This is a genomic window from Methylobacterium sp. Leaf469 (assembly GCF_001424745.1).
Taxonomy (GTDB): Bacteria; Pseudomonadota; Alphaproteobacteria; order Rhizobiales; family Beijerinckiaceae; genus Methylobacterium.
Genome location: NZ_LMRE01000034.1, coordinates 17,637 through 44,219 on the forward strand (window position 1 = coordinate 17,637; position 26,583 = coordinate 44,219).

Annotated in this window: 21 protein-coding genes and 1 pseudogene; 7 read left to right on the plus strand and 15 right to left on the minus strand. The window is 71.4% G+C overall.

Annotated features, from left to right (window positions below):
* The first annotated feature begins 24 nt into the window (after positions 1–24).
* On the plus strand, positions 25–255 hold the full coding sequence (locus ASG60_RS14225) for a SlyX family protein (RefSeq protein ID WP_056360975.1): 231 nt from the start codon (positions 25–27) through the stop codon (positions 253–255).
* Positions 256–518: 263 nt separating this feature from the next.
* Here ASG60_RS14225 and ASG60_RS14235 read toward each other — a convergent pair.
* Positions 519–2,759: pseudogene (locus ASG60_RS14235) on the minus strand (efflux RND transporter permease subunit).
* Between ASG60_RS14235 and ASG60_RS23535 the strand changes: the two are divergent.
* Both ASG60_RS23535 and ASG60_RS14245 read left to right on the plus strand, forming a co-directional pair.
* Positions 2,716–3,099 (plus strand): hypothetical protein, encoded by a 384-nt coding sequence (locus ASG60_RS23535; protein ID WP_056386284.1) that lies wholly within the window; start codon positions 2,716–2,718, stop codon positions 3,097–3,099. The pseudogene ASG60_RS14235 and the gene ASG60_RS23535 sit on opposite strands and share 44 nt — an antisense overlap.
* Positions 3,096–3,665 carry an AraC family transcriptional regulator gene (locus ASG60_RS14245; RefSeq protein WP_056386285.1) on the plus strand — a complete coding sequence of 190 codons (570 nt, stop codon included), beginning with the start codon at positions 3,096–3,098 and terminating at the stop codon, positions 3,663–3,665. Before ASG60_RS23535 ends, ASG60_RS14245 begins: the two co-directional genes overlap by 4 nt.
* Positions 3,666–3,763: 98 nt before the next feature.
* On the opposite strand, the gene ASG60_RS14250 is transcribed toward ASG60_RS14245, so the two are convergent.
* The 8 genes from ASG60_RS14250 to ASG60_RS14285 form a co-directional block, all read right to left on the minus strand.
* Complete coding sequence (locus ASG60_RS14250; protein WP_056268206.1) at positions 3,764–4,264, minus strand: ureidoglycolate lyase; 501 nt, start codon at positions 4,262–4,264, stop codon at positions 3,764–3,766.
* Complete coding sequence (locus tag ASG60_RS14255) at positions 4,261–5,097, minus strand: bifunctional allantoicase/(S)-ureidoglycine aminohydrolase (protein ID WP_056305663.1); 837 nt, start codon at positions 5,095–5,097, stop codon at positions 4,261–4,263. Before ASG60_RS14255 ends, ASG60_RS14250 begins: the two co-directional genes overlap by 4 nt.
* 33 nt (positions 5,098–5,130) lie before the next feature.
* Positions 5,131–6,453 carry a dicarboxylate/amino acid:cation symporter gene (locus ASG60_RS14260; protein WP_056386699.1) on the minus strand — a complete coding sequence of 441 codons (1,323 nt, stop codon included), beginning with the start codon at positions 6,451–6,453 and terminating at the stop codon, positions 5,131–5,133.
* Positions 6,454–6,733: 280 nt separating this feature from the next.
* Positions 6,734–8,887, minus strand: a complete 2,154-nt coding sequence (locus ASG60_RS14265; RefSeq protein ID WP_056386288.1) for a TonB-dependent hemoglobin/transferrin/lactoferrin family receptor — start codon at positions 8,885–8,887, stop codon at positions 6,734–6,736.
* A gap of 196 nt (positions 8,888–9,083) precedes the next feature.
* On the minus strand, positions 9,084–9,920 hold the full coding sequence (locus ASG60_RS14270) for a heme ABC transporter ATP-binding protein (protein WP_056176887.1): 837 nt from the start codon (positions 9,918–9,920) through the stop codon (positions 9,084–9,086).
* A complete protein-coding gene (locus ASG60_RS14275; RefSeq protein ID WP_056386290.1) occupies positions 9,907–10,956 on the minus strand; it encodes an iron ABC transporter permease in 1,050 nt (349 codons plus the stop codon). The genes ASG60_RS14270 and ASG60_RS14275 overlap by 14 nt, the downstream gene beginning before the upstream one ends.
* Positions 10,949–11,836 (minus strand): ABC transporter substrate-binding protein, encoded by an 888-nt coding sequence (locus ASG60_RS14280; RefSeq protein WP_056386292.1) that lies wholly within the window; start codon positions 11,834–11,836, stop codon positions 10,949–10,951. Before ASG60_RS14280 ends, ASG60_RS14275 begins: the two co-directional genes overlap by 8 nt.
* Positions 11,833–12,036, minus strand: a complete 204-nt coding sequence (locus ASG60_RS14285) for a hemin uptake protein HemP (protein WP_056386295.1) — start codon at positions 12,034–12,036, stop codon at positions 11,833–11,835. Before ASG60_RS14285 ends, ASG60_RS14280 begins: the two co-directional genes overlap by 4 nt.
* 344 nt (positions 12,037–12,380) lie before the next feature.
* Here ASG60_RS14285 and ASG60_RS14290 point away from each other — a divergent pair, with 344 nt between their 5' ends.
* Both ASG60_RS14290 and ASG60_RS14295 read left to right on the plus strand, forming a co-directional pair.
* A complete protein-coding gene (locus ASG60_RS14290) occupies positions 12,381–13,382 on the plus strand; it encodes a catalase family peroxidase (RefSeq protein ID WP_082479034.1) in 1,002 nt (333 codons plus the stop codon).
* A 156-nt stretch (positions 13,383–13,538) separates the two neighbouring features.
* Positions 13,539–14,783, plus strand: coding sequence for a CaiB/BaiF CoA-transferase family protein (locus ASG60_RS14295; RefSeq protein WP_056386297.1), 1,245 nt, complete (start codon positions 13,539–13,541; stop codon positions 14,781–14,783).
* 75 nt (positions 14,784–14,858) lie between these two features.
* Here the strand turns inward: ASG60_RS14295 and ASG60_RS14300 are convergent, their stop codons facing one another.
* From ASG60_RS14300 to ASG60_RS14315, 4 genes are all read right to left on the minus strand, one after another.
* On the minus strand, positions 14,859–16,337 hold the full coding sequence (locus tag ASG60_RS14300) for a hypothetical protein (protein ID WP_056386299.1): 1,479 nt from the start codon (positions 16,335–16,337) through the stop codon (positions 14,859–14,861).
* Positions 16,338–16,629: 292 nt separating this feature from the next.
* The gene (locus ASG60_RS14305) at positions 16,630–17,487 is read right to left on the minus strand and encodes a DUF4239 domain-containing protein (RefSeq protein ID WP_056177033.1); all 858 of its coding nucleotides are present in this window, start codon (positions 17,485–17,487) and stop codon (positions 16,630–16,632) included.
* A gap of 144 nt (positions 17,488–17,631) precedes the next feature.
* On the minus strand, positions 17,632–19,032 hold the full coding sequence (locus ASG60_RS14310; protein WP_244476678.1) for an MFS transporter: 1,401 nt from the start codon (positions 19,030–19,032) through the stop codon (positions 17,632–17,634).
* A 75-nt stretch (positions 19,033–19,107) separates the two neighbouring features.
* Positions 19,108–22,521: an acyl-[ACP]--phospholipid O-acyltransferase gene (locus ASG60_RS14315; protein ID WP_056386301.1), complete on the minus strand. Its 3,414-nt coding sequence runs from the start codon at positions 22,519–22,521 to the stop codon at positions 19,108–19,110.
* Positions 22,522–22,912: 391 nt separating this feature from the next.
* On the opposite strand from ASG60_RS14315, the gene ASG60_RS14320 reads away from it, so the two are divergent.
* A complete protein-coding gene (locus tag ASG60_RS14320; RefSeq protein ID WP_056360983.1) occupies positions 22,913–23,425 on the plus strand; it encodes a TetR-like C-terminal domain-containing protein in 513 nt (170 codons plus the stop codon).
* A 155-nt stretch (positions 23,426–23,580) separates the two neighbouring features.
* Here the strand turns inward: ASG60_RS14320 and ASG60_RS14325 are convergent, their stop codons facing one another.
* Together ASG60_RS14325 and ASG60_RS14330 are read right to left on the minus strand one after the other, a co-directional pair.
* Entirely contained in the window at positions 23,581–24,864 is a 1,284-nt protein-coding gene (locus ASG60_RS14325; protein ID WP_244476679.1) for a serine hydrolase, read from the minus strand.
* 133 nt (positions 24,865–24,997) lie between these two features.
* Positions 24,998–25,327: a multidrug efflux SMR transporter gene (locus tag ASG60_RS14330; protein WP_056176867.1), complete on the minus strand. Its 330-nt coding sequence runs from the start codon at positions 25,325–25,327 to the stop codon at positions 24,998–25,000.
* A 264-nt stretch (positions 25,328–25,591) separates the two neighbouring features.
* On the opposite strand from ASG60_RS14330, the gene ASG60_RS14335 reads away from it, so the two are divergent.
* Positions 25,592–26,548: a helix-turn-helix domain-containing protein gene (locus tag ASG60_RS14335; protein WP_056386303.1), complete on the plus strand. Its 957-nt coding sequence runs from the start codon at positions 25,592–25,594 to the stop codon at positions 26,546–26,548.
* Positions 26,549–26,583: the final 35 nt, after the last annotated feature.

Sequence of the window (26,583 nt, forward strand, 5' to 3'; positions counted from 1 at the left end):
GACCCGGCGATGAGCGACCCGGCGATGCGCGACCCGGCGACGAGCGAGCCCGATCTCGGCACCCGCATCGACGCCCTCGAGATGCGCCTGACCGAGCAGGACGCCGTCATCGACGACCTCAACGCCACCATCACGGCGCAGTGGCGTCAGATCGATGCCCTGTCGCGGCGGATGGCGAAACTCGTCGAGGAGATCGAGGAAGCGGGCCATCGTCCCGGTTCGAACGCGCCGGAACCACCGCCGCCGCATTATTGAGCGCGCCTTCCCGCACCGGTCCTTCGCGAGACGGATCCCTTCGTCGATTGGGCCCGAACCCATGCTCATGCGTACGGGCGACACCTTCCCGATGACGGACCCCATGCTCGGTGACGGATTCCATGGGCGCCCGTCCGCGAGGGCGGGCACGCCGTGCGAGGCGCGATCCACATGGGCGGTCCTGCGCGTGCCGATCGCCGGGCAGAGCCCCCCACCCCGGAGGGGACGGGCACCGGCCTCGATCGATCGCGACGGAGGTCGTCTCAGGGGCCAAAGATGCGAGCCGTCAGTTTCGATTTCGCCAGGTCGCGAAGGCACACGTAGAAGATCGGGGTGAAGATCAGTCCGAAGACGGTGACGCCGACCATGCCGAAGAACACGGTCGTTCCAATGGCGTGGCGCAGTTCGGCTCCGGCGCCCTTGGCGATCATCAGGGGGACGACGCCGAGGATGAAGGCGAGGGACGTCATCAGGATCGGTTGCAATCTCAGGCGGCCGGCTTCGACGACGGCGTCGACGATCGATCGCCCCTGGTTCTCCAGGTCGCGGGCGAACTCGACGATGAGGATGGCGTTCTTGGCGGCGAGGCCCACGAGGACGACGAGGCCGACCTGGGTCAGGATGTTCTGGGTCAGGATGTTCTGGGTCAGGATGTTGTTGTCCTGTCCCATCCACAGGACGCCGCTGATGGCCGACAGCAATCACATCGGCACGATGAGGACGACGGCGAGCGGCAACGTCCAGCTTTCGTACTGCGACGCGAGGACGAGGTAGACGAAGACGACGCTCAACAGGAAGGTGACGATGCCGCCTCCGGCGAGGCGTTGCTGATAGGACAGCTCCGTCCACTCGATCGCGAACCCTTCCGGCAACGTTCGGGCGGCGATCTCGTCGACGAGGGTGAGCGCCGCATCGGAACTGACCGCCGGGACGGCCGAGCCTATGATCTCGGCGGTCGGGAACAGATTGTACCGCGGCACGCGATCCGGCGCACTCTGCGTGCTGAACGACGCGACCGAGTCGAGCGGCACCATGGCGCCGGTGTCGCTTCTGGCCTTGAGACGGCCGATCTGTTCGACGTCGAGGCGGCTCAGTCCCTCGGCCTGGGCGATCACCTGATACGTCCGCCCGGACAGATTGAAGTCGTTGACGTAGGCGCTGCCGAGATAGGCCTCGAGGGTCGAATGAACGTTCTGAACCGGCATGCTCAGCATTTCGGCCTTGGTGCGATCGACGTCGACGAAGAATTGCGGCGCGTTGGTCGAGAACGGCGTGAACGCGAGCAGGATGCGGGGATCCGCCTTCAGCGCCGCCAGCAGGTCGTCGGTCGCGCGCGCCAGCGCGACGGGGCCGTTGTTGTTCAGGTCCTGAACTCGGAGCGAGAAGCCGCCCGAGGCTCCGATCCCCGGATGGTCGGTGGGGCGATGACGGTGATCTGCGCGCCGGTGATGTCGGCGACGCGTCTGTTCACTTCGGCCCGGATCGACGCCGCGGACTTCGCCGGACCGGAGCAGCCTCGCGAAGACAGTGGCCTTGCCGCCGGTGTGGGGGTGATGCGGCTTGAGAAGGAGGCCGGCCAGGGCCGGACTGAGCGAGAGCGAGTTGAACGCCGAAATCAGCGTCGCGACCGAGATCACGACGGCGAACTGCCGGAAGAATTCGCCCGAGATGCCGACGATGAACATCGTCGGCACGAAGACCGAGGTCAGCACGAGCGCGATGGAGATGAGGGCTCCGCCGACCTCGTCCATGGTCTTTCGGGCGGCGTCCTTCGGCGACAGGCCTTCGACGATGTAGCGCTCGACGTTCTCGACCACGACGATGGCGTCGTCGACGACGATGCCGACGGCCAGAACCAGGGCGAACAGGGTCAGCGTGTTGATGGTGTAGCCGAGCATCGCCATGGCGGCGAACGTGCCGACGATCGACACCGGGATCGCGCGCAGCGGAATGACGGTGGCGCGCACGTTCTGCAGGAAGACGATGACCACGAGGACGACGAGGGCGATGGCTTCGTAGATCGTCACTTCGAGCGCCTTGATCGACGTGCGTACGAAGAACTCGGTCGGATTGTAGGTCATTCGGAATTCGACGCCCGAGGGCCGATCGCGCTCCGGCGCCGCCACCGTGGCCTGGATCGTTTCGGAGCCCTGGAGCGCGTTCGTGCCCGGGCGCTGGAAGACGAGCAGGGCGACGGCGGCCGAGTCGTTGATGTAGGCGTTGGTGCCGTAGTTCCGTGCGCCGAGTTCGGCGCGGCCGACATCCCTCAGCCGGACGACGCGGCCGCCGTCGGTGTTGCGGATGATGAGATTCTCGAATTCCTCCGGCTGCCGGAACCGGCCCTGCACGGTGATCGAGGGCTGGAACGCCCGGCCGGAGGGCGCGGGAGGCTGCGCGAGCACGCCGCCGGCGACCTGGACGTTCTGCGCGCGGAGCGCGTCCACGACCTCCATCGCGGACATGCCCATCTCCGAGACCTTGTTCGGATCGAGCCATATCCGCATGGCGTATGCGCGCGCCCACCGGCTGAACGCTGCCGACGGTGGGCAGCCGGCTCAGCACCGGCACGACGCGTTGAAGCGCATAGTTCGACAGATAGAGCCGATCCCGGCTCCGATCGGGCGAAACGAGTTGCACGACGAGCAGGAAGTCGGGGGCGTTCTTCGCCACGGTCACGCCGATGCGGCGGACGACCTCCGGGAGGCGTGGCTGGGCGAGGGCCACCCGGTTCTGCACCAGGACCTGCGCCTTATCGAGATCGGCGCCGACGCGGAACGTCACGGTGAGGCTGAAGCTGCCGTCGTGCGTCGACTGCGACTGCATGCGAGCGACGCTTGCGGATGAAGGGGGTCGCGGCCTTGTGGGCCTCGATCAGCTGGACCCCGACCTCGGGGAAGAATCTCGGCATCCGTCCTTTCACGAACGGCGAGGATCCGTTCCTTCACGGTCTGGCCGCCGAATTCTTTCGTCAATATTCGGCGGACGCGCTGGAGCCGGTCTATTGCGAGGACATGGCGCACGCGATGGGCCGTTACATCGGCAAACGCTACGGCACGGCCGCCGAGACACGCTCGATCCCCCTCTCGGCCTGGCAGCTCAGACGGATCACCGAGTACGTCGAGGCGCACATGACCGACGGCATCCGCGTCCAGGATCTTGCGGATGTCGCGGCCGTATCGACCGGGCATCCCCACCGGGCTTTTCGCGCGGCGACCGGGCTGACGCCCTCCGCCTTCATCAGCGAGCGACGCATTCGCCGCGCGATCGCGATTCTGCGGAACGAGCCCGTGACGATCGCACAAGCCGCCCTCCGGGTCGGGATCAGGAGTCCGAGCCGGCTCGCCGGCCAGATGCGACGCCTCACGGGCTACAATCCCTCGGGCTCGTACCGCGGGCGAGATCGCCAATGATACGGCCCTCGACAGGACCGCCGATGGACCACGTCTTCGTCAACGTCATCCTGGCGGGCGGGGGCGACGGCGTGTGCGGACGCCGCCAGGCTTCGAGCTCACCCGGGCAGGTGGATCGTCCACGGCGCGTCGAACCCGTGCTCTTCGAGGTTCACGCCCGGACCGCCGCGGTCGATCACCACGAAATCCTGGGGGGCGCCGAACGGGGTGAGCACCCCGTGCCAGGTGCCGGGGGCGTAGCTCACGCCCTGGCCCGGCGCCGTGACGAAGGCCCGGGGCCGGCCCGGGCGGCCGTCCTCGTCCGGGCAGACCACCACGAGGAACGGGCTGGCATTCAGGGGCACGAAGGCCTGCCCCCCCAGGGGATGGCGCTCGACGAGGCTCACGGCGAGGGGCATCGGGTAGGGCTCGGCCTCGACGAGGCCGACGACGACGCGGGCGCCCTCCCCCGCGACGGGAATCTCCGCCAGGTCGTGGAAGCGGCGCGCCTTGCCGGCGTTCATGGGCCGCGCCGCCGCCTGGCTTCGGTCGATGACCGAGCCGAAGGGCGCGAAGGCCTCGGCCGTGAGGGCCTCGGCGACGACGTGGCGTTCGCTCACCGGGCGCCCCGGAGCGTCAGGCCGGCATGGCGGTTCACGTCCTTGTAGAGCAGGTAGCGGAACGGCCCGGGGCCGCCCGCGTAGCAGGCCTGCGGACAGAAGGCGCGCAGCCACATGAAGTCGCCGGCCTCGACCTCGACCCAGTCGCGGTTGAGCCGGTAGACCGCCTTGCCCTCCAGCACGAACAGGCCGTGCTCCATGACGTGGGTCTCCTCGAACGGGATCGAGGCGCCGGGGCGCATGGCGACGATGTTGACGTGCATGTCGTGGCGCACGTCGTCCCCGGCGACGAACCGGGTGGTGGCCCAGGCCCCGTCCGTGCCCGGCATGGCGACGGGATCCTCCCGGCTCTCGTGGGTGACGAAGGAGTCGGGGGCGTCGAGGCCCGGCACCCGCTCGTAGGCCTTGCGGATCCAGTGGAAGCGCGCGGCGGTGGCCTCCCCGTTGCGCAGGGACCAGGCGGCACCGGGCGCGAGGTAGACGTAGGAGCCGGGCCGCAGGCCGTGGCTCTGCCCCTCCAGGACGAGGCTCGGGCGCCCCTCCACCACGAACAGGACACCCTCGGCCTGCGCGTCGGGCTCGGGCCGGTCGCTGCCGCCGCCCGGCGCCACCTCCATGAGGTATTGCGCGAAGGTCTCGGAGAAGCCCGAGAGCGGACGCGACAGCATCCAGGCCCGCGCGCCCTCCCAGAACGGCAGCACGGAGGTCACGATGTCGCTCATCACCCCCCGGGGAATCACGGCGTAGGCCTCGGTGAACACCGCCCGCCCGGTCATCAGCGCGGTCTGGGGCGGAAGGCCGCCGCAGGGCGGATTGTAGGCGGATGCGCTCATGGCGTGTCTCCGATGTGTCGCGGGCGTATGGCCTCAGGCGGCCCGAGGGGCCGCCCGGGGGGCCGCGATGGGGGCGTCGAGGGCCGTCTTCGTGTCGACGGCGACATCGCCGTCCAGCACCCGGTGGGCCTGCGCCCGGTCGATATCGCCCTCCCAGGCGGCGATGACCACGGTGGCCACACAGTTGCCGATGAGGTTGCCGAGCGCCCGGGCGATGCCGACGAACCAGTCGATGGAGAGGACCAGGACGAGGCCGATCACCGGGATGTCGGGCACCGCCGAGAGGGTCGCGGCCAGCACCACGATGGCCGAGCCCGGAATCCCGTGGGCGCCCTTCGACGTCAGCAGCGCGATGCCGAGGATGAGGAGCAAATGGCCGAAGGACAGGTCGGTGTTGGTCGCCTGGGCGATGAACACCGTGGCCAGGGTCAGGTAGAGCGAGAAGGCGTCGAGGTTGAACGAGTAACCCGTCGGGATCACGAGACCCACGGTGGAATCCTTGATGCCGAGGCGTTCGAGCTTGCGCATCACCTGCGGCAGCACGCTGTCGGAGGAGGCGGTGCCGGCCACCACCATGAGCTCCTCGCGCAGGTAGACGAGGAGCTTGAGGATGCTGAAGCCCGCCGCCTTCAGGATGGCGCCGAGCACCACGAACACGAAGAACGCGACGCCCGCGTAGAACAAAGCCACCAGCATCCCGAGCTGCTTCAGGGAGCCGACGCCGTACTTGCCCACCGTGAAGGCGACGGCGCCCAGCACGCCCAGCGGCGCGAGGCGCACGATGAAGCCGATCACCTTGAACAGCACGTTGGTGATGCGCTCGATGCTGTCGGCCAGCGGCTTGCCCTGGTCGCCCAGGAGCGCGAGGCCGGAGCCGAACAGGATGGCGATGATCAGCACCTGCAGGATGTCGCCCTTGGCGAAGGCGTCGAACACCGTGGTGGGGATGATCTTCATCAGGAAGTCGACGGTGCCGGTGACCTGGCCGACCCGGTCGGTGTAGCCGGCCAGGGCCTTGGCATCGAGGCTGGCCGGATCGACGTTCATGCCGCGCCCGGGCTCGAACGCGTAGGCCAGCACGATGCCGAGCACGAGGGCCAGGGTGGTGACGGCCTCGAAGTAGATCAGGGACTTGAGCCCGACCCGGCCGACCTTGCGCAGATCCCCGGCGCCCACGATGCCGTGCACCACGACGCCGAAGACCAGGGGCGCGATCGCCATCTTGATGAGCTTGATGAAGGCATCGCCGAGCGGCTTCAGCTGCACCGCGAAGGTCGGCCAGACCATGCCGAGCACGACGCCCAGCACGAGGGCGGCCACGACTTGCCCGAACAGGGACGCGAAGAAGCGTCTCATGCGAACCTCCCACTGGTTATGAAGGCCACGATCCTGCCCGAACGCCCGGCCCTGGTGCGTCGGCAGTCCCGTCGAGATCAGCAAATGCCGCGCCACGCTTCCTGCGCGGTGCGACGAGCCGACCTCGTGGGACCGGCTCGCACGATCCGTCAGGCATATTGAGACGTCAAATATTTCCTGGGTCTCGATCGATACGAAATTCGTATGAACAGGCGGGCCCGATGTCGGAGCGGCATCGGATCGCGCCCTGCCTTGGCGATGTCCCCCGCTCCACGGCTCCTCAACGCGTGGCGAACTTGATGCTGATCGCCGCCTTGGCGACAAGGCCCGGGTTCGGCAGGGCGTTGAGATACTGGGTGTAGCGCTTGTCGAAGGCGTTCTGGAGGATGAAGTCCGCCTTGATCCGGTCGTTGACGCGGTAGGAGGCGAAGACATCCACCAACGCGTAGGCCTTGGTCGCCAGGATGGTGGCGCCGGGCGGCACGTCGGTGCGGGCGTCGACGAGGTTGAGGCGGGTTCCGACCGTGAGGCGGTCGTCGAGGAAGCGCAGACCCAAGGTGGTGCTGATCCGGTCCGGCGGTACGGTGATCAGGCTCTGGCGCGTGGCCCGGTCGCGCCCTTGCGTGTGGGTGGCAGCCAGCGAGACGAAGCCGCCGCCCCAATCGTAGGCCCCCTCCAGCTCGACGCCCGACAGCTCGGCCCGGGCGATGTTGAGGTACTGGAACGACTGGACCGGGATCACGCACGGGAAGCGCCCGGGAATGCGGGCGCAGATCGAGGCCGGGATGCCGGGGATCGCCGGCACGAAGAAGGTCGGCCCCACAGCCTGGATGTTGATGAAGTCGTCGATCTCGCTCTGGAAGACGTTGAGCTTGGCGCGGAACACGTCCCCGGGGACGAGAACCTCGTTGACCTTGAGATTGATGCCGCCCTCCACGGTGCGGGCCACCTCGGGGCGCAGGGTCGGGTTCGGCAGGATCGTGAAGGCGGGAAAGGGATGGATGCCCTGCACCAGGGTCTCGGTGATGGAGGGCGCGCGGTAGCCCTCGGCGTAGGTGCCGTAGAGTTCGATGCCGGCGAAGGGCGACACGCCCACGGTGATCTTCGGCGAGAGCCGGTCGCCGCTCGACCGGAAGGCCCCACCCGAGAGATCGTAGGTGTCGTAGCGCAGCGCCCCGATGACACGGAGCCAGCCGGCGTAGCGGATCTCGTCCTGCACGAAGGCGCCGGCCAGCGAGCGCTGCCCGGACGGCGTGAAGGCGCCGCCGAAGCCGCCGGCATTGTCGGTGGTGCGGACATCGTTGCGGACGACATCGCCGCCGACGGTGAGCGCGTGGCCCAGCGCCCCCGTGTCGAAGCGGGCGGTGTTGTGGCTGTCGAAGCCCGTGGTCCCGATGTCGTAGGTGAGCCGGTCGCCCGCCCGGGTGCCGAGGCGGCCGTAGAGGCCGCTCGCCGTGTCCTGCAGGAACGTCAGGTCGTTGTGCGTGGTGGTGGAATAGCCCTTGATGCTGAAATCCACGAGCGGCACGTCCGGCCGACTGAACCGGTAGCCCAGGGTGTAGGTGTCGGCCTGCACCGCGTTGGCGAAGCGCGCGCCCGCGTTGCTGGTGCCTGCATTGGCAAAGTCGAAGCGCTGCACGAGGGCCGTGCCGCTGAGTTCGTGCCCGTCGGCGGGCCTGACGTTGATCTTGGCGAGGCCCGAGGTGAGCTCGTTGCCGGTGTCGCGCACCAGGGTCCCGAGGCCGTCGCGGTAGGGGCCGTTGTTGCGGAACACGAACTGCCCGAACACGTCCGCCGCCGTGCCGATGCGGGCGCCGAGCGCCGTGGAGTTGAGCAAGCGCTGGCCGTTGGTGCCGAAGCCCTGCTTCTGCACGGCGCCCGCCACCTCGTCGGGGGCCAGGATGTCGTCGATGGAGCGGGTGCGGAAGGCCGCCACACCGCCGATGGCGCCCGAGCCGTAGATGGTGGCCGTGGGGCCGCGGGTGATGTCGACGCCACCGACGAGTTCGGGGTCGAGGTAGAACACCCCGTTGGCGCTGTGGCCCGAGGTCTGGAAGTCCTGGCGCGCCCCGTCGACGAGGACGTTGACGCGTCCGAAATCCTGCAGGCCGCGGATGTTGATGGCTTGCGCCGGATCGTTCTGGTTTTCCTGGGTGGTCACGCCCGGCACGTCGCGCAGCACGTCCGATAGGCGGCTCGGCTGGAGGCGCTCGATTTGCTCGCGGGTGACCACGCTCGTACCCGAGAGCGCGTCGACGGCACTGCCCGGGGTCTTGGTCGAGGTCACCGAGATGGTGTCGAGGCTGACATCGGCGTCGGGCGCGGCCGGGCGCACCGGCGACGCGGTCCGGGGCTGCGTCTGGGCCTGCGCAACCGACAGGGTGAGGAGGGAGCAGCCGAGCGCCAGCCAGGCGCGGTGGGACGATCGGGACATGGACGCATCCGCCAGAGAGCACAGTCGAGACGAGTGGCTGGCTGGCGATGGGGCTGGCTGGCTGATCCGCAGGTGCCGCGCGCGAGGGTGCGGGGTCAACGGCCTCGGCGGAGGTCTAGATTGTTGGAAATCCAATCTAGCGTCGCGCTGACCTGAAGCAGTTCTAGACTTGGCAAGACGAGACGCGAGGACGTTGCTAGCCCGCAACAGTCCGGCGCGGCAACAGGAAGGGCTGGTCGCCCTCCGGCACCCGGCCGACGGGCCAGGACACGCCGAACACCCGCGCGATGAGGTCGTCCCGCATCACCGCGGCCGGGGGCCCGTGGGCGACGCGGCGGCCGTCCTCCAGCACCAGCATCGCGTCGGCATAGGCGGCGGCGAGGTTCAGGTCGTGCAGGATCGCGATCACGGCGGTGCCCCGCCGGGCGAGGTCGCGGGCGGCGTCGAGGAGCGCGCCCTGGTGGCGCAGATCCAGGCTGGCCGTCGGTTCGTCGAGGAGCAGCACCTGCGCGGGCGCGAGGGTGCGCCCGGCGGCGAGCTGGCACAGCACCCGGGCGAACTGCACCCTGGCCTGCTCGCCACCCGAGAGGGTCGGGTAGGCGCGGGGCCCGAGATGCGTGGCGTCGGCGCGCGCCAGGGCCTCGGCCAGGATCGCGGCGCGGTCGCGCGGCCCGAGACCCCGGCCGATCCCGTCGAGGCCGATCCGGGCCACCTCCGCGGCGGTGAAGGGAAAGGCGAGGTGCGCGGCCTGCGGCAGCACGGCGCGTAAGCCAGCGAGCCGCCAGGGCGGAATCGCCGCCACGGCCTCGCCCGCATACGCGACGGTGCCGTGGGTGGGTTTGAGCTCCCCGCTCAGGAGCTTCAGGAAGGTGGACTTGCCGGCCCCGTTCGGGCCGACGATCACCTGGAGGGTCCCGGGCGTGGCGTCGAGGGAGACACCGTCGATGAGGCGGCGACCGCCCGTGACGTAGGCGAGGTCGCGGGCGGCCAGAAGCGCAGGCTCATCCCTGGAGGCGACGTCAGGCAACGCCATGTCGCCGCCCCAGCAGCAGCCACAGGAAGACCGGCGCGCCGACGAAGGCGGTGACGATGCCGATGGGCAGTTCGGCCGGGGCGACGACGACGCGGGCGGCTACATCCGCCAGGACGAGGAAGGCGCCCCCCAGGAGTGCGCTGGCCGGCAGCAGGCGCCGGTGGTCCGGGCCGATGACGAGGCGCAGGGCGTGCGGCACCACGAGGCCGACGAAGCCGATCACCCCGCTCGCCGCGACCCCGGCCCCCACCGCCACGGCGACGAGGAGGATGGCGAGGCGCTTCAGGCGCTCGACCGGCACGCCGAGGTGGAACGCCTCCGCCTCGCCCAGCACCAAGGCGTTGAGGCCGCGCCCCAGGAACGGCACGAGGACGAGGACCGGCAGCAGGGCGGGCGCCGTGGCCCAGACCTTGGTCCAGGTCGCCCCGCCGAGGCTGCCCAGGGACCAGAAGGTGAGGTCGCGCAATTGCCGGTCGTCGCTGGCGTAGACGAGGAGGCCCGTCAGCGCCCCGCTGAGGGCGCCCAGCGCGATGCCGGCGAGGAGCAGGGTGGCCACCGAGGTGCGGCCCGCCCGCGTGGCGATCCGGTAGAGCCCGAGGGTGGCGCCGAGGCCCCCGAGGAAGGCCGCGACGGGCAGGGCCGCGTAGGGCAGCGGCCCCGGCAGCCCCAGTCCGGCGAGGAGGCGGTCGCCGACGACGATGACGGCGGCGGCGGCGAGGCCCGCCCCCGCCGAGACGCCGACGAGGGCCGGATCGGCCAGGGGATTGCGGAACAGGCCCTGCATCAGGGCGCCCGAGACGGCGAGGCCGGCGCCGACCATCAGGCCCAGCAGGGTGCGGGGCAGGCGGATGTTGAGCACCACCAGGCCATCCCGCCCCGCCTCCGCCGCGCCGGGCGTCAGGATCTCGAGAACCCGGGCCGGCGCGATCCGCACCGCCCCGAGCCCCAGCGAGAGCAGGATCGCCACGAGCACGAGAACGCCGAGACCGGCGAACACGAGGGCGCCGGGCCGGTTCGGCAGGGCGGACTCAGTCACGCGGCAGATCGGGGTAGATCGCCCGCATGAGGTCTGCGGCAGCCTCCGGCGTCCTCGGGCCGAAGCCGAGCAGCGCGAGGCCGTCCATGGTCACGAGGGCGCGGCGGGCGGCGGCCGGCGTCTGGGCCAGCGCCGTGCCGTTCGCGAACACCCCCTCGGGCGTCGGCGTGCGCCCTTCGGTCACCATCATGATCACGGCGTCCGGGGCGGCCCCGACGATGGCCTCGTCGGTGATGGGCTTGAAGCCCTCGATGCCCTCGGCGGCATTGACGAGGCCGGCGAGCGCCAGGATGCCGTCCGCCGTGCTGCCGCGCCCGCCGACCATGACGCGCCCGCCGGTCTGCGACAGCACCACGAGGGCCCGGGCCGGCCGGGTCACCCGGGCGCGCTGCCCGGCGAGGGTCGCGAAGCGGGCGGCGACCGCCCGGCTCAAGGTCTCGGCCGGCGCCTCGAGCCCGGCGAGGCGGCCGACCGTGGCGATCTTGTCGAGGACGCCCTCGGCGGTCGACGGCTCGCGGATCGTCTCCACGGGCACGCCGGCCTCCCGCAGCAGGGCCAGCACCGCCGGCGGCCCGGCACCCTCGGCGGCGAGCACGAGATCGGGGCCGACGGAGAGCAGGCCTTCCGCCGAGAGGGCGCGGAGATAGCCGGCATTCGGCCGTTCGCGCAGGACCTCGGCCGGGTAGACGCTGGTGGTGTCGACGATGGCGATGCGCGGCCCGGCGCCGAGGCGCCACAGGATCTCCGTCACGGCGCCGCCCAGGGAAGCGATGCGGGTGGCCGGCGTCGCAGCCATGGCGGGCCGGCCCGCCAGGGCGCAGCCGAAGGCGCCCGCGAGCACCGCGCGGCGGGACGGGGGGATGAGGTGCGGCCCGGTCATTTGGTGAGGATCAGCTTGTCGTTGGCGGTCACCCGCAGGCGGTAGAGGGAGCCGGCGTGGAGAATGACGATCTCGCGCCGGCCCTGCAGGAGGGCCGCCGACGGGATGCCGCCCTCCGGCAGGGACGGCTGTCCGGGCTGCCCCTCCGTCCGGCCCGAAGCGCCGGGGTCGCCACGGCCGGCGGCGCTCACGTCGGACATACTGTCATCATTCCAAGTTCGAACCTATTTTTCAATCGATCTAAAGAGCTTTCATCGTCACGCCACCATAAAACCTTTCCGCGCCCATGACGACAAGCAACGAAGACTTTTTCGAACAGTATGGCGGCAGATCGGCGTTGGGAATGCCCTGCAGTCCCACCGGGACGCCTCGAACGCCGCGGCCCGAGCGAGGGGATCCGGCGCGCCCCTGCCAGGTCCGACGAAATCACGGTCCGGACGCGCAGAGAAGAATTGCGCACAATCTAGAATCACTCCATGGTGACGCGTGCGCCGAGCCCGAACGGAAGGGCCGCGTCCAGGATCCCGTCGCGGAAAGGCATTTCATGTCACGATCGTATTCCCATCTCGGTGTCGTCGTACTGGCCGGTGGCCTGCTCACCGGCGGCGGCGTCACCGGGGCGGCGCAGGCCCAGGACGCCGATCCGGGCGCGATCGTGAACGCCCTGGTCACGGCGGGCGGCAACCAGCCGAAGGTGCGCGCGAGCGGCGCCAAGGGCGTCTGCGTGAAGGGCAGCTTCACGCCGTCCGCCGAGGCGCCCGGCCTGTCGAAGGCCCCGCACTTCACCAAGACCGTGCCGGTCACGGCCCGCTTCTCCATGGGCGGCAGCAACGCGAAGATCTCCGACAAGGCCAAGCCCGTCACCCGCGGCTTCGCCATGCGGATGACCGACCCGTCGGGCGACATGGTCTTCGTCGTGATCTCCGCGCCGGTGTTCTCGACGAAGACCCCGCAGCAGCTCCTCGATTTCGCCACCGTGCGGGCGCCGGGCCCGGACGGGAAGCCGGATGCCGAGAAGATCAAGGCGTTCGCCGCCGCCAACCCCGAGACGACGCGCCAGGGCGCGTGGCTCAACGCGCGTCCGGTGCCGGCGAGCTTCGCCGGCGTCGATTACTGGGGCGTACACGCCTACACCCTGACGAACGCCAAGGGCGTGGCCACGGTGGCGAAGCTGAAATGGGTCGCGAGCGCCGGCCAGCTCGGCCTCACGGACGACGAGCTGAAGGCCAAGCCCGACAGCTTCTACGCCGACGAGTTGAAGGAGCGTCTGGCGAAGGGTCCGGCCAGCTTCGACCTCGTGGCACTGCTCGGCGAGCCGAACGATCCGGTGAACGACCCCACCGTCGCGTGGCCGGAGGAGAACCGCAAGGCGGTCAAGCTCGGCACCGTCGCCATCGCGGCGATCGAGCCCGACGCCACCTGCGACGCGGCCACCTTCGATCCCGTGGTCGACCTGCCCGAGGGCGTCGCCGGACCGGCCACCGATCCGATGTTCGCGGTCCGCTCGCCCGCCTACGCCGTGTCCCTGTCGCGCCGGGCGAACTGACCCGGGTCGCACGGGCTCGGCCGGTCCACGACGGCATCCCGCTGTCGTGGACCGCGCGAAACTTCGCTACGGTCGGTGCGCTTTCGGGGCTCCGGCGAGCCTCCGTTCGGGGGCCGGCGCGCCCCCTCGACGACACCGGCGCGCGGGGCGACGCACATGACCAGCATTCCGGCCCCCGGCGGGGCGCTCGCGGGGCTTCGGGTCCTCGACCTGTCGCGCATCCTGGCCGGTCCCTTTGCCGGTCAGGTCCTGGGCGACCTCGGGGCCGAGGTGGTCAAGGTCGAGCGGCCGGGCGAGGGCGACGACACCCGCCGCTGGGGGCCGCCCTACCTGCGCGACGCGGAGGGCCGCGAGACCGATGTCGCCGCCTATTACCTCTGCGCCAACCGCAACAAGAAATCCGTGGCCGTCGACATCGCCACGCCGGAGGGCCAGGGCCTGATCCGGGCGCTGGCGGCGCATGCCGACGTGCTCATCGAGAACTTCAAGGTCGGGGGCCTGGCGCAGTACGGCCTCGACCACGCCGCCCTCAGGGCCCTGAACCCGCGCCTCGTCGTCTGCTCCATCACGGGCTTCGGCCAGACCGGCCCGTATGCGGCGCGGGCCGGCTACGATTTCCTGATCCAGGCCATGGGCGGGCTCATGAGCATCACGGGCGCACCGGGGGACGCGGAGGGCGCCGGACCGCAGAAGGCCGGCGTCGCCATCACCGACATCGTGACGGGCCTCTACGCCACCATCGGCATCCTGGCGGCGCTCGCCGCCCGCGCCCGCACGGGCACGGGCCAGCACATCGACCTCGCCCTCCTCGACACCCAGGTGGCGAGCCTCGCCAACCAGGCGATGAACTACCTCACCACCGGGGTGGCGCCGGGGCGACTCGGCAACGCGCATCCCAACATCGTGCCCTATCAGGACTTCCCGACGCAGGACGGCGCCATGATCCTGGCGGTGGGCAACGACGGGCAGTTCGCGCGGGCCTGCGCGGTGCTGGGCTTTCCCGAATGGGGCACGGACCCGCGCTTTTCCACCAACCGGGCGCGGGTGGAACACCGCACCCTGCTGGTGCCCCTCATGGGGGCCGCGACCCGGCAGCGGAGCACCGCCGCATGGGTGGCGGCCCTGGAGCGCGTCGGCGTGCCGTGCGGGCCGGTGAACACCCTGGCGGACGTGTTCGCCGATCCCCAGGTGATCGCCCGCGGCCTGCGCGTCGATCTCCCCCATCCCCGGGCCGGCACCGTGGCGCTGGTGGCGAACCCCCTCAACCTCTCGGGCACGCCCGTCACCTATGCGAGTCCGCCCCCGGCCCTGGGGGAACACACCGGGGCGGTGCTGGCCGACTGGCTCGGCCTCGACGCCCCGGCCCTGGCGGCCCTGCGCGCGGCCGGGGCCATCGGCTGAGGGTGCCGGCACCGCGCCGGGACCCACGCGGCGTCCGGGGGATCGGATCGGTCGCGGGTCGCGGCGGCCACCGCCTCAGGCCGCGCGGGTGGCCGGCTCGGTCCTGGCCACCAGTCCGCGCTTGCGCGCGACGGTCTCGGCCCGCCAGTTGCGCAGCAGGCGCCGCCGGACCCCCTGCCAGCGGATGGCCGGCACCGGCGAGACCGGATCGATGAGGGCGCTGAGGGCGCGGGCGTAGTCCAGCACGAGTCCGGGGGTCCACGTCATCGCGCCGGCGCCGTTGCGCATGAGGGCGGCCGCCCAGAATTCCGGGCTCAGCACCGCCCGGGCCAGCCGGCGCCACGGGGTGCCGTCGCGGGCGAAGCTGCCCTCGACGGCGGCGTCGAGGGCGTTGGCGACCCCCGTCGAGCAGTTCCGGCCGACGAGATTGTAGGTGACGTCCCGGCGATACCCGTCCCAGAACGCGCGCAGGCGGGCCCCGTCGACCCCCTGGAGGGTGACCGTCACGGTCGCCTCGCACCAATCGTCCGCCTCCGCGCGGTAGCTCGGCAGGAAGCGGCCCGGCACGTCGTTCTCGGGGCCGGCGCGCAGGATCGCCCGCAGGTTGTCGGGCGAGCGGTCGATCTCCACGGCGGGATAGTGGCTGAGATAGAGGGGGCTTTCCCCGGGCGCGCCCGCGAGTTCCAGGGCGGCGTGGCCGGTGGAGACGTGCCCGACCCCGTTCACCGAGACGACGTAGCGGTGGACGAGGCGTTGCCGGGCCGGGATCGTCGCCGTTCCGGTCGGCGTCCAGACATGGACCGTGAGCGTGTCGGAGCCCGCCCCCGACGCGGCGGCCCCGAGGGTGTCCGGCGGACGGCGCAGGCGCAGGCCGAGGACGGTGACCTTGATCCCGGACAGCACCAGGAAGGCGCCGATGCTGAAGCCGACGGTGCCGGCGTACCAAGTCGGGTAGGGCTGCAGGGTCAGAAGTCCGAGGACCGCGCCGAGGCCCCCGTACGCCACCGACCAGCGCCAGCCGGGAAAGCGCAGGACGTGCGCGAGGACGATCCGCGACAGGCCGTCGAACAGGAAGGCGGTGCCGAACAGCATCGCGAGGAGGAAGGTGCTCGAGGCCGAGGCCAGCATCGTCAGCACCGCCACCACGAGGAGCATGCCGGCCTTGAGCAGGCGCAGGCGGCGCGCGGCCCCGGTGGCGACGAGGCCGCGCACGAGGGAAGTCACCGCCTCGACCACGAGGAGCAGGCCGAACCAGCGATCGGGGACGTGGGTGGCGCCGTCGAGGGCATCGATCACCAGGGCGCCGCCGAGCCCGGTCCACACCAGCCCGACGCCGGCGACGAACCCCCAGCGCCGGTGGACCGCCTCGCGTCCGACCAGCAGCAGCCAGAGCGGGAGGGCCCGAGGCGTCCAGGCCCCGGACCGGCCCGCCGGAACACCCGCGGCGGCGGGGGCCCCCGCGGCGAGGCCCAGGAGGCCCTGCTCCTTTGGGCTGAGGGGCGGCGGGCCGGGCGCGGCCTCGCTCCGGCGGCTCGGATTCGACGGGTGGGTCACGCGAACACTCCCCCGGGCGCGCCGGCCACCGGACGTGACGGACGAAGGACACGCCGCCGCGACGCAGCAAAGAAATGCCGCCGCGACGCACGAAAGAAACACCGCAGCGACGGATCCCTCGGCGAAGGGGTCGCGGCCGCCGGTGTCCCGCGCCGACGGAATGATGTCCTGCCGGGATCTTGTCCGGGCAAGCGGGAGGGTTGTCCACCCTGTCCCATCTCCGCCGGTGTCGGCGTGGGCGCGCCGATCTGGCGCGCGCGGGTTCGGGACGCGCAGGTTCGGAACACGACGGTCAACGCGGCACCGGCGGGCCGCCGCTCCCGGGGAGCGGCGCCGGGGCGAGGCCGCCGATCTGGCCGGCTTGGTGCGCGAGCATCACCTGCCTGGCCCGCTCGAGCGCCCCGGGCCCGATGGCCAGGGGTCCGTCGAACGGACGTTCGTGCAGGGCGATCACGCACAGGGTGACGACCATCGCCGCCGAGAACAGGAACAGCGTCAGGACCTGCGCGCGGTGCTTGTCGCCGTGCACCATCCCGATGGACACCAGGGTGAGGGCGGCGAGGAAGAGCAGGGTCAGCCACTTCGAATCGTCCTCCTTGGAGGCGCTCAGGGCCAGGCGCTCGCCGCGCGCGTCGCGCAGGGTCATGGCCACGGTCATCAGGGCCGTGTGGGCGACGGTTCCCGCCTCGCTCGTGAGAGCGGGATCGGCGAGGATCCGCATGAGGCCGCTCAAGGCCGCGCCGGCGGATTCCGAACTCTGGCCGCCATTCGCCATCTTCGCCCACTCGTCGTCGATGACCCGCTCGGTGTAGGTGAGCAGCGCCTGGCGGATGCCGGCCATGTTCGAGGCTGTCTCGATGCTGAGGTCGAAGGCCGCGATGAGGTTCGCGCGCTCCTTCTCCACCACGTGGGCGCCCTGCTTCTGGCGCTCCCAGGCGTCGTTGGCGACGAAGCCGGTGAGCAGGGCGAGCAGGATGCTGATCGAGCTGAAGAAGGCCGGCACGACCCCGTCGACGACGCGCAGGAACGTCGGCCGGGTGAACGGCAGGGCGGTGATCGCGATCATGATCCCCGAAACGATCACGAAGAACAGGATGATCAGGCCCACCATCAGCCACATCGGCTGATCGAGCCAGAGCCCCAAGAGCATGTTCGTCTCCCAACCGGCCGCGCGACGCGTCACCGGATCGACCCTTAGTGCAAAGACGCCAACGGCTGGTGAATCCCCGAGGCCCCGCCGGACGCGGCGGGGTCGCGCCGAACACGGTGGGTTCGCGCCGGCGCTTCGGCCCGCTCAGGTCACCGCCCGGCCGGACAGGCCACCCGGCCCGCGCAGCAGCAGCAGGCCGCTGAGCACCAGGGCGAGGGTGATCGCGCCGAACATGGCGTGGGCCCCGAAGGCCGCCAGGATCGGCAGCAGGACGATGGGCGCCAGGGCGGCCGAGACCCGCCCCCCGGCCCAGGCACAGGCGAGGGCCGTGGCCCGCACGGGCGTCGGCAGGAGTTCCGTCGCGTAGATCGCCAGGATGCCGCCGTAGATCGACGCGGCGGTGTTGAACGCGATGGCGGCCCCCACCAGGACCGGGAAGGTGCTCGCCCCGGCGAAGACCGTGCCGAAGGCCGCCATGGCCGCCGCCAGGGCGACGAGGCAGGCGCGCCGCTCCAGGCGGTCGACGACGAGGGCCGTGAGGGTGGTGCCGAGGGGCGGCCCCAGGAGCGACAGGGCACCGAAGATGAGGGATTCGTGGATCCGGAACCCCTTCTGCAGCATCACCACCGTACTGAGCAGGGGAAACCCCAGGGTCGCCCAGGGGGCGATGGCGTAGAGGGCCAGGAACCGGCCGGTCCTGCGCCGGTGGCCGGGGTCGGCCAGGAGCGCGGCGAACCCCGCCCGCACGGGAGGCGCCGGTGCCGGTCCGGCCCCGTCCGCCACGGGCGGCGGCATGATCCGGGCCGCGCGCTCGAAGCGCCGGCAGGCGTGGTCGGCCTCCGCCCTGCGGCCGACCAGGGCGAGCCAGCGCGGCGATTCCGGCATCAGCCCGAACAGCCCGGCCCCGAAGAGCGCCAGGGCCGCGCCGAGGCCGAGCGCCCACCGCCAGGGCTCGACGCCGAGGGGAGGCTCCGGCGCCAGGGCGTAGACCAGCCCGAGGACGGCGGCACCGCCGAGGGAACCGAGGCCGGTGCAGACCAGCAGCATCGCCCCGCGCCGGCGCGGCGGCATCACGTCGGTGAGGTAGGTGGCGGCGAGGGGCGGGAAGCCGCCGATGGCGAAGCCCGACAGGGCGCGCGCCAGGGTGAGCGACGCGGGGCCGGGGCTGAGGGCGGCGGCGAGCGACCCCACGGCCATCAGCGCGAGCGAGGCCTGGAGGGCGCGCCGACGCCCGATCCGGTCGCCGAGCAGGCCGAACACGGGCGCGCCCACCGCCCCGCCGGCGAAGACCGACGCCAGGAGCAGGGCGAGGCCGCCGCGCGGCATGTCGTGGGGCGGCGCGCTGAAGATCGCCGCGAGCGCGTTGCTCAGGGCGACTTCGGCGATGTCCGTGAACAGGCCGAAGGTGCAGACGGCGAGGATCGCCCCGTGGAGCCGGGTGAGCGGCAGGCCGTCGAGGCGCTGGGCCACCGTGGCGACGGATTCGCCCGTGGGAACGCGCCGGCCGGCATCGGGCACGAGGGTGTCGACGTGGGCTTGGCTCAACGGGCGGCTCCGGGGGGGCTCCTGGGGGGCGCCGGTTCCGGCCCGTACGAGGGGCCCGAACCGGCGACGACGGCCTCAGGCCGCCGCGGTGGCGTCGCTGCCCGCGCGCTCGCGGGCCATCCGGCTCACGCTCACGGCGTCGACCTTGCCGGTGCCGAGCATCGGCACCTTGCCGACCACCACCTCGGCGGGGATCGCGATCTCCGTGGCGCCCCGGGACTTGGCGTAGGTGAGGTAGGCGGCGCGCGTGGCGTCCGCCTGCTCGGTGAACAGGATCAGGCGCTCGCCCTTGCGGGCATCCGGCACGGCGGCGACGGCGCTGGGCGTGTCGGGCCAGAGCTCGGCGGCGAGGGACTCGACGGCGGCGAGCGACACCATCTCGCCGCCGATCTTGGCGAAGCGCTTGGCCCGGCCCTTGATGGTGACGAAGCCCATGGCGTCGATGGCGACGATGTCGCCGGTGTCGTGCCAGCCGTCCACGGGGGCCTCCAGCACGCCGGGTTTCTCCGCCCGCAGGTAGCCGAGCATGATGTTCGGCCCCTTCACGTGGAGGCGTCCGCCCTCGTCGATGCCGGGGACCGGCTCCAGGCGATACTGGATGCCGGGCAGCAGGCGGCCGACGGAGCCGAAGAGGTTGAACATCGGCGTGTTGAGGGCCACCACCGGCCCGCATTCCGTGACCCCGTAGCCCTCCAGGATGCGCAGGCCGAATTTTTCGGAATAGGTCTTGCGGGTCGTCTGCTTCACCGGCTCGGCGCCGGCCACGATGTAGCGCAAGCTCCGCAGGTCGTACGAATGGGCCATCCGGGCGTAGCCCGTGAGGAAGGTATCGGTGCCGAACAGGACCGTGGCGTTCGAGCCGTACACGAGTTCCGGCACGATCCGGTAATGCAGCGGCGAGGGGTAGAGGTAGACCGGGACCCCGGAGACGAGGGGCAGGATCAGGCCCGCCGTGAGGCCGAAGGCGTGGAACACCGGCAGCACGTTGAACACCTTGTCGGTCGGCCCGAAATCGATGCGGGCGGCCACCTGGGCGGTGTTGGCGAGCATGCAGCGATGGGCCAGCACCACGCCCTTCGGCGCGCCCTCCGAGCCCGACGTGAACAGGATCGCGGCCGGGTCGTCGCCGCGGCGGGCCACCAGGGGCTTGCGGGGGGCGAGGAAGCCCCGGATCTTGTCGCCCGTGGTCACGGTGGCGCGCACGTCCTCGAGGTAGACGAGCTTCACGGACCCCTGGATCGCTTCGACGAGGGGGCCGAGGCGGCCCTTCTCGATGAAGGCGCGGGAGGTCAGGATCGTCTCGACTTGCGCCGCCCGGCACGCCGACAGCACGTTGGCGGGGCCGGCGGAGAAGTTGATCATCGCCGGCACCCGGCCGGCGCTGGCGAGCGCGAAGAACGTCACCGCCGCGCCGTTGGCGTTGGGCAGCATCAGCCCGATGGGCCTGCCCTCGGGGGCGAGCGGCATGAGCTTGCGGCCGAGGATGTTGGCGCCCATCACCAGGCGGGCGTAGCTGAGCTTGCCGGTGACCGGGTCTTCGAGGGCGTTGCGGCGCCAGCCGTGGTCGTTGCCGGCCTGGATGAGGGCGCTCATGACGTTGCGGTCGATGTCGGCGGTCTCGAACACGAGGTCCGACATCACGTCGTAGAGGGCGGCGCCCGCCGCCCGGCGGCGGTGCTTGCCCTTCAGGTCCGGGTCGATGGCGAGCTTGACCGGGGCAAGGATCGTCACGGTGACCTTCGGCCACCAGCGGCGCTTCACCTGATCCTTCGACAGGCGCGAGAACGCGGTCTTCTCCAGTCCCTCGATCTTCACCGGCACCACCATGGCGTCGGACTTGTCGGCGATGAGGCCGGCGCCGTCGTAGACCTTCATCAGGCTGCCCGTGACCGTGAGCCGGCCCTCGGGGAAGATGATCAGGGTCTCGCCGTCGCGCACGGCCTTGATCAGGGTGCGGGTGGCGAGCGGCCGGGTCGGGTCGAGGGGCATCGCCTTGGTCATGGCGAGGAACGGCTTCACCCACCAACGCTGGGCGATGCCGTGATCGACGGCGAAGACCGGCTCCCGGTCGAGGAGCGAGAGGGCCAGCGGCGCATCGAGGAACGAGACGTGATTGAGGGCGATGATCGCGTTGGGGCCGGCCTTGTCGACGTTGTCGAGGCCGCGCACCTCCAAGCGGTAGAACGCCCGGAACACGATGGAGAGGAAGTCGCGGAACGGGCTCGTGGGCAGGACGAGGAGGATCACCACGCCGGCCACGAGGTTGAGCACGCCGATGAGGGTGAGGAGGGCGGCCATGGACCAGCCCGCCCCCTGCAGGGCGGCGAGGCCGAGCGCGCCCGCCACCATGAAGGCGGCGGTGAGCACGTTGACGGCGCCGATGACCCGGGCGCGCCGGTCCTTGTCGGTCCAGGCCTGCACGGCGGCGAAGGACGGCACGATGTAGAGGCCGCCCGCCACCGCGAGCCCGGCGAAGGCGACCGTGATGCGCAGGCCCGTGCCCGTGGCGAGGAAGTCGCCTGCACCCAGGACGGCGCCCGAGATGGGAGGCAGATGGGCGACGGTCCAGGCCAGATCGAGGGCGAACACGCCCATGAGCAGGGCGCCGATGGGGGTCGGCAGCAGTACGATGCGCCCGCTCGCCAGCCACGAGGCGAGGCCGGAGCCCACCGCGATGCCCACCGAGAACACGGCGAGCAGCAGGGTCACCACGGTCTCGGAGCCGTTGAGGCTGGTCCGCACGAGCACCGGCAGCAGGGCCAGGATCACGGCGCCGACGAGCCAGAACCAGCTGACGATGACGGCGCCGCGCCACATCCGCGTGTCGCGCCAGAGGTCGCGCAGGAGGGCGGCGGTGGAGCGCGCCACGTTGGGATCGACCCTCAGGCCCGGCGCCGCCTCGCCCGTGGCGGGGATCGCCCGGGCCGAGAGCCAGCACAGGACCGCGAACACCATGATGAGGGCGCTGAACGCGAGGGCGTCGCCGCCCATGGCGGTGGCGAGGCCGGCCACGATGGTGCCGAGCAGGATGGCGAGGAAGGTCGCGGCCTCCACGAGCGCGTTGCCGGCGGTGAGCTCCTCGCGCTTCAGGTGGTCGGGCAGGATGCCGTACTTGATCGGGCCGAACAGGGCCGCGATGGTACCGAACAGGCCGAGCGCCACGAACAGCACCGGCACCGAATGCAGCCAGAACCCCGCGGCGGCGGCGGCGGCGCCGAAGATCTCGGCGAATTTCAGCCGCTTGGCGATGAGCGCCTTGTCGTAGCGGTCGGCCATCTCGCCGCCGAGGCCCGACAGGATGAAGAACGGCCCGATGAACACCGCGCCCGCCAGGGTGACGAGCATGCCCGAGCCCTCGCCGGTGCCGCCGACCTTGAACAGGATCAGGAACACGAGGGCGTTCTTGAGGAAATTGTCGTTGAAGGCCGAGAAGAACTGGCACCAGAACAGTGGCGCGAACCGGCGCGTGGTCATCAACGTACGGAACATGGGTGTCTCCTTGGCGGCACCATGACTGCCCGGCGGTCGGCGAAGCGTCAAATCCCGCCACGACCCGTGCTTATTGAACGTCGTTCAAAAAATCGGGGCGCGCAATCCGCTCCGTGACTGTCCGCGTCCCGCCCGTGCGCCGGCGCACGGGCGGGACGCGGACGTACGTCTTGAGGGGGAAGCCCTTACAAAACGCACCGATCCTTGCCGGCTCCCGCCCTGAACCCGACGGTTGAGCGGGCGTTCTGTGCCAGACTAACCTTTGTGGGTCCAACACAGACACGGGGAGCGCAGGGGCTTGGCCAAGACGGTACGACGCGGAACGGGGCCGCGCGGCGACCACAACCGGGAAGAGTTCCAGAGCCTCGTCACCAAGGCCGCCGAGGGGCTGGTGCGCCAGGAGGGGCTGCGCGGCCTCGGCATGCGCCGCCTCGCGGCAGTGATCGGCTACGCCCCGAACTCGATCTACAACGCGGTGGGCGATCTCGACACGGTGGTGATGCGGGTCAACGCCCGCACCCTGGAGCGCCTGCACGATGCCCTGGTGACGGCGATCTCGCCCGATGCGCCGCCGCGCGACAACGCGGTGGCCCTGGCGGATGCCTACCTGGCCTTCGTGCAGGCGGACCCGCAGGTGTGGAGTCTGGTGTTCGAGCACAGCCTGGCGCCAGACTCGGCGTTTCCCGACTGGTACGCCCAGGCCCTGGCGCGCACCACCGACCTCGTCGACCGGGTGCTGCAGCCGATGATCCCGGAGGAGGACGAGCGCCGGCAGGCGGTGGCGACCCTGTGGGCCGGCCTGCACGGCCTCGCGTCCCTCTCGACCTCGCGCAAGCTCGCGGTGCTGACCCCCGAACCCCCGCGCGACCTCGCCCAGCTCCTCGTGCGCCGGTTCCTCGGATAGCGGCGATTGCTGGGATAGCGGCGATTCGGATGCGATCGCCCTGCCCGCGTGGAGCGGGAGCGCCGTGATGGTCCACGCCGGCCGGGCGCGGCCCCTGAACGAGTCGGCGGGCAGACCCGTGAGCCCGGCGGCCAGGGGGAAGGCGCGGGCGCGCGTCACCGGTGCGGCGGGGCGAGGCCGCGGGCGAGGGACAGCATCGCCGCGAGGGTGTCGGCCTCGTCCTGCTCGGCGCCATGGTCGCTGAGCTTGACGATCACCGTTCCGGTGTCGCGGTTGATGTAGATGTACTGGCCGTAGACCCCGATGGCCGAGATGTCGTCGTCGCCGGCCGGCACGTGCCACCACTGGGCCGAGTAGGGCCAGCCGTCGACGGCCCGCCGCGCCGGCGTCTCGATCCGCTCGATCCAGTGCGGCGGAACGACGTCGACCGCGCCGACCCGGCCGCGATCGGCCACCATCAGCCCCAGGCGGACGAAGTCGCGGGCGACGGCGTTGAGGCAGCAGAACGCCTTCTCGGTCCCGCCCTGCGCGTCGAGGTTCCAGGTGGCGTCGGCCCCCGCCCCCATGGGTGTCCAGATCTGCTCCGACAGGATGTCGGCCAGCGGCTTGCCGTGCACCCGGGCGAGGATCAGGCCGAGCACCTCCGTGTCGATGCTGCGGTACTCGCCCTTGCTGCCGGGCTTCGAGGACAGGGCGGCATGCGCGCGGACGAAGGCCGGCAGGTCGCGGGTGAGGTACATCCCGGCGGTGCCGACGAGGGGGTTCCAGGGGTCGTAGTTCTCCGGCACCGCGAGGCCGCTCGTCATGTCGAGGAGGTCGCGGACCGTGATGCGGCCGAAGACCGGCACCCCGTGCAGGTCGGGCAGCAGGGTCGAGACGGGGTCGGTCTCCTTGAGGCGGCCGCCCGCGATGGCCTGCCCGACGAGCAGCGACACCACGGACTTCGCCACGGACCAGGACGGGAACAGCGTCGCCGCCTCGAAGCCCGGCCGGTACCATTCGTGGACGAGGACGCCGTTCTGGGACACCAGGAACGCGTTGGTCCGCGTCGCCTCCAGCACGGTGGCGATCGGCACGAGGGCGCCCTTCCAAGGGACCCGGTCGGGCAGCGGGCGGGGCTGCACCGTCAGGATGCGCGGTGTCGCCGACGCCGCCACCGGCCGGCTCGCGAACCAGGTCCCCACGGCGGAGGGCTCGACGACGGCCAGGGCCGCCAGGGTGACGGGGTTCGGCACGGCGAGGAGCGCGGTCGCCGCCCAGGCCGCCCCGGCGAGGAGGCCGAGGGCGAGGGCCGCGCCGACGAGCCGGGGGCGGAGCCGCGCGCGCGGGCCGGGTTTCGCAGACACCTGAAGGCAACCCTTTTCGATGGCGAGAAGCGCGAAGGGAAGGAGCGCAAAGGGGAGGATCACGAGGGCAAGGATCACGAGGGCAAGGATCACCAGGAGAGGAATCCCGCCGCATCTACCCCTGCGCTATCGATGCGGACGGGCGGTACCACGACGGACCCGCTCGGGTCCCGGGTCCGGCGCAGGGTCTCGGCGCAGAACCGGTGGCGGCTCCTGCGAACCCTCGTCAGTGGGGTGCGGTCTGGCCCGAGGCCAGGATCGTGACGCCGACGGCGATCACGCCGATGCCGACCATCATCGGGAGGGTGATCGGTTCGCCGAACAGGAGCGCGCCGCCGAGGGCCGCGCCGACCATGCCGACCCCGGCCCAGATCGCGTAGACCACGCCGATCGGCAGCATGTTCATGCTGTGCGACATCAGCCAGAAGGCGGTGCCGTAGCCCAGCACCGTGATGATCGTCGGCACCGGGCGGGTGAGCCCGTCGGCGGCCTTCAGGGCGAGGGTCGCGGTGACTTCGGCGGTGATCGCGAAGGCGAGGAGCAGGTAGGGGTTCATGCCTGGGGCGTCCGTGGACGCGGTCGGCCGACGGAGCGCCGGATGTCGCGTGCGCCCGGATTAAGACCACCGGGGCCGTTAATGTCCCGTGTGGGCGCGGCGCACGAACCCCGCTCCGCGCACCGCCCGATGCCGCCGGGACCGTCGTCCCCTCTCGCGACCGGATGAAATCGCCCGGATGAAATCGCACGGCGTAATGTGTGCTACGCGATCCCATCCCGAACACCCGCGATCGGCCGGCGGCGGGACACCGGAGCTTGCAACGTGTCTCGACTGGCGATCGTCCCCAGCGTGGTCGAAACGACGGATCACGTCGAATCGAAATGGGCCTTCGATTTCTGGCGCTCCACCGCCCTGGCGCCCTTCGGCGACGTCTCCCGCGTGCAGCCGCGCGGGCCGTTCCGGGCCCGGCGCCTCGGTGTGGGCACCGCGGACTGGGCCCTCACCCATACGGTGAGCAGTCCGGTGAGCCTGAAGGTCGGGTCGCGCCACGTCGATCGAAGTGCCCCCGAGATGGTGGTGATCGGCCTCGCCCTCGACGGGATCGGGTATCAGGAGCAGCTCGATCGCGGCGCCCGGATCGCGACCGGCGGCATCAGCTTCCTGTCGCGCGGCCGTCCCCTCCTCGCCGGCACCCAGACCGATTACGAGGAGATCCGCCTCGCGGTGCCGCGCCGGACCTTCGAGGCCTGGATCGGCGACGTCGACCGCTTCGCCGGCCTCTGCATCGCGGGCGAACCCGCCAACGCGGCGTTCGAGGCATGCTTTCGCAGCTTCGCCCGCTCCGTCGCGTGGATGACCGAGGGCGAGGCGCAGGTCGCCGTCGAGGGCGTGCTCCACATGCTGCGCGGCCTCCCCCGCGCCCCGGCCGACCGGTCGACCGTGCCCGTCTCGCACGCGGCGGTGGTTTCCCTCGCCCGCGCCCATATCGAGCGCCGGTTGCACGACCCGGCCCTCGGCCCCGACGAGATCCAGGCGGTGCTGGGCGTGTCCCGCGCCCATCTCTATAGGGCGTTCTCGGAGACCGACGGCATCGCGGCGGCCATCCGGGAGGCGCGCCTCGCCCTGGCGCACCACCGCCTCGCCGCGTCGCGCTACGACGGGCTGAAGATCGCCACCATCGCGTATGCGTGCGGCTTTGCCGACGTGCCGACCTTCAACCGCGCGTTCCGCCGGCGCTTCGGCCTCGCCCCCGGCGACCTGCGCGCCGGACGGAGCTGAGGCGGGGGCGCCCGGACCGTCCCTACGGCGGGCTG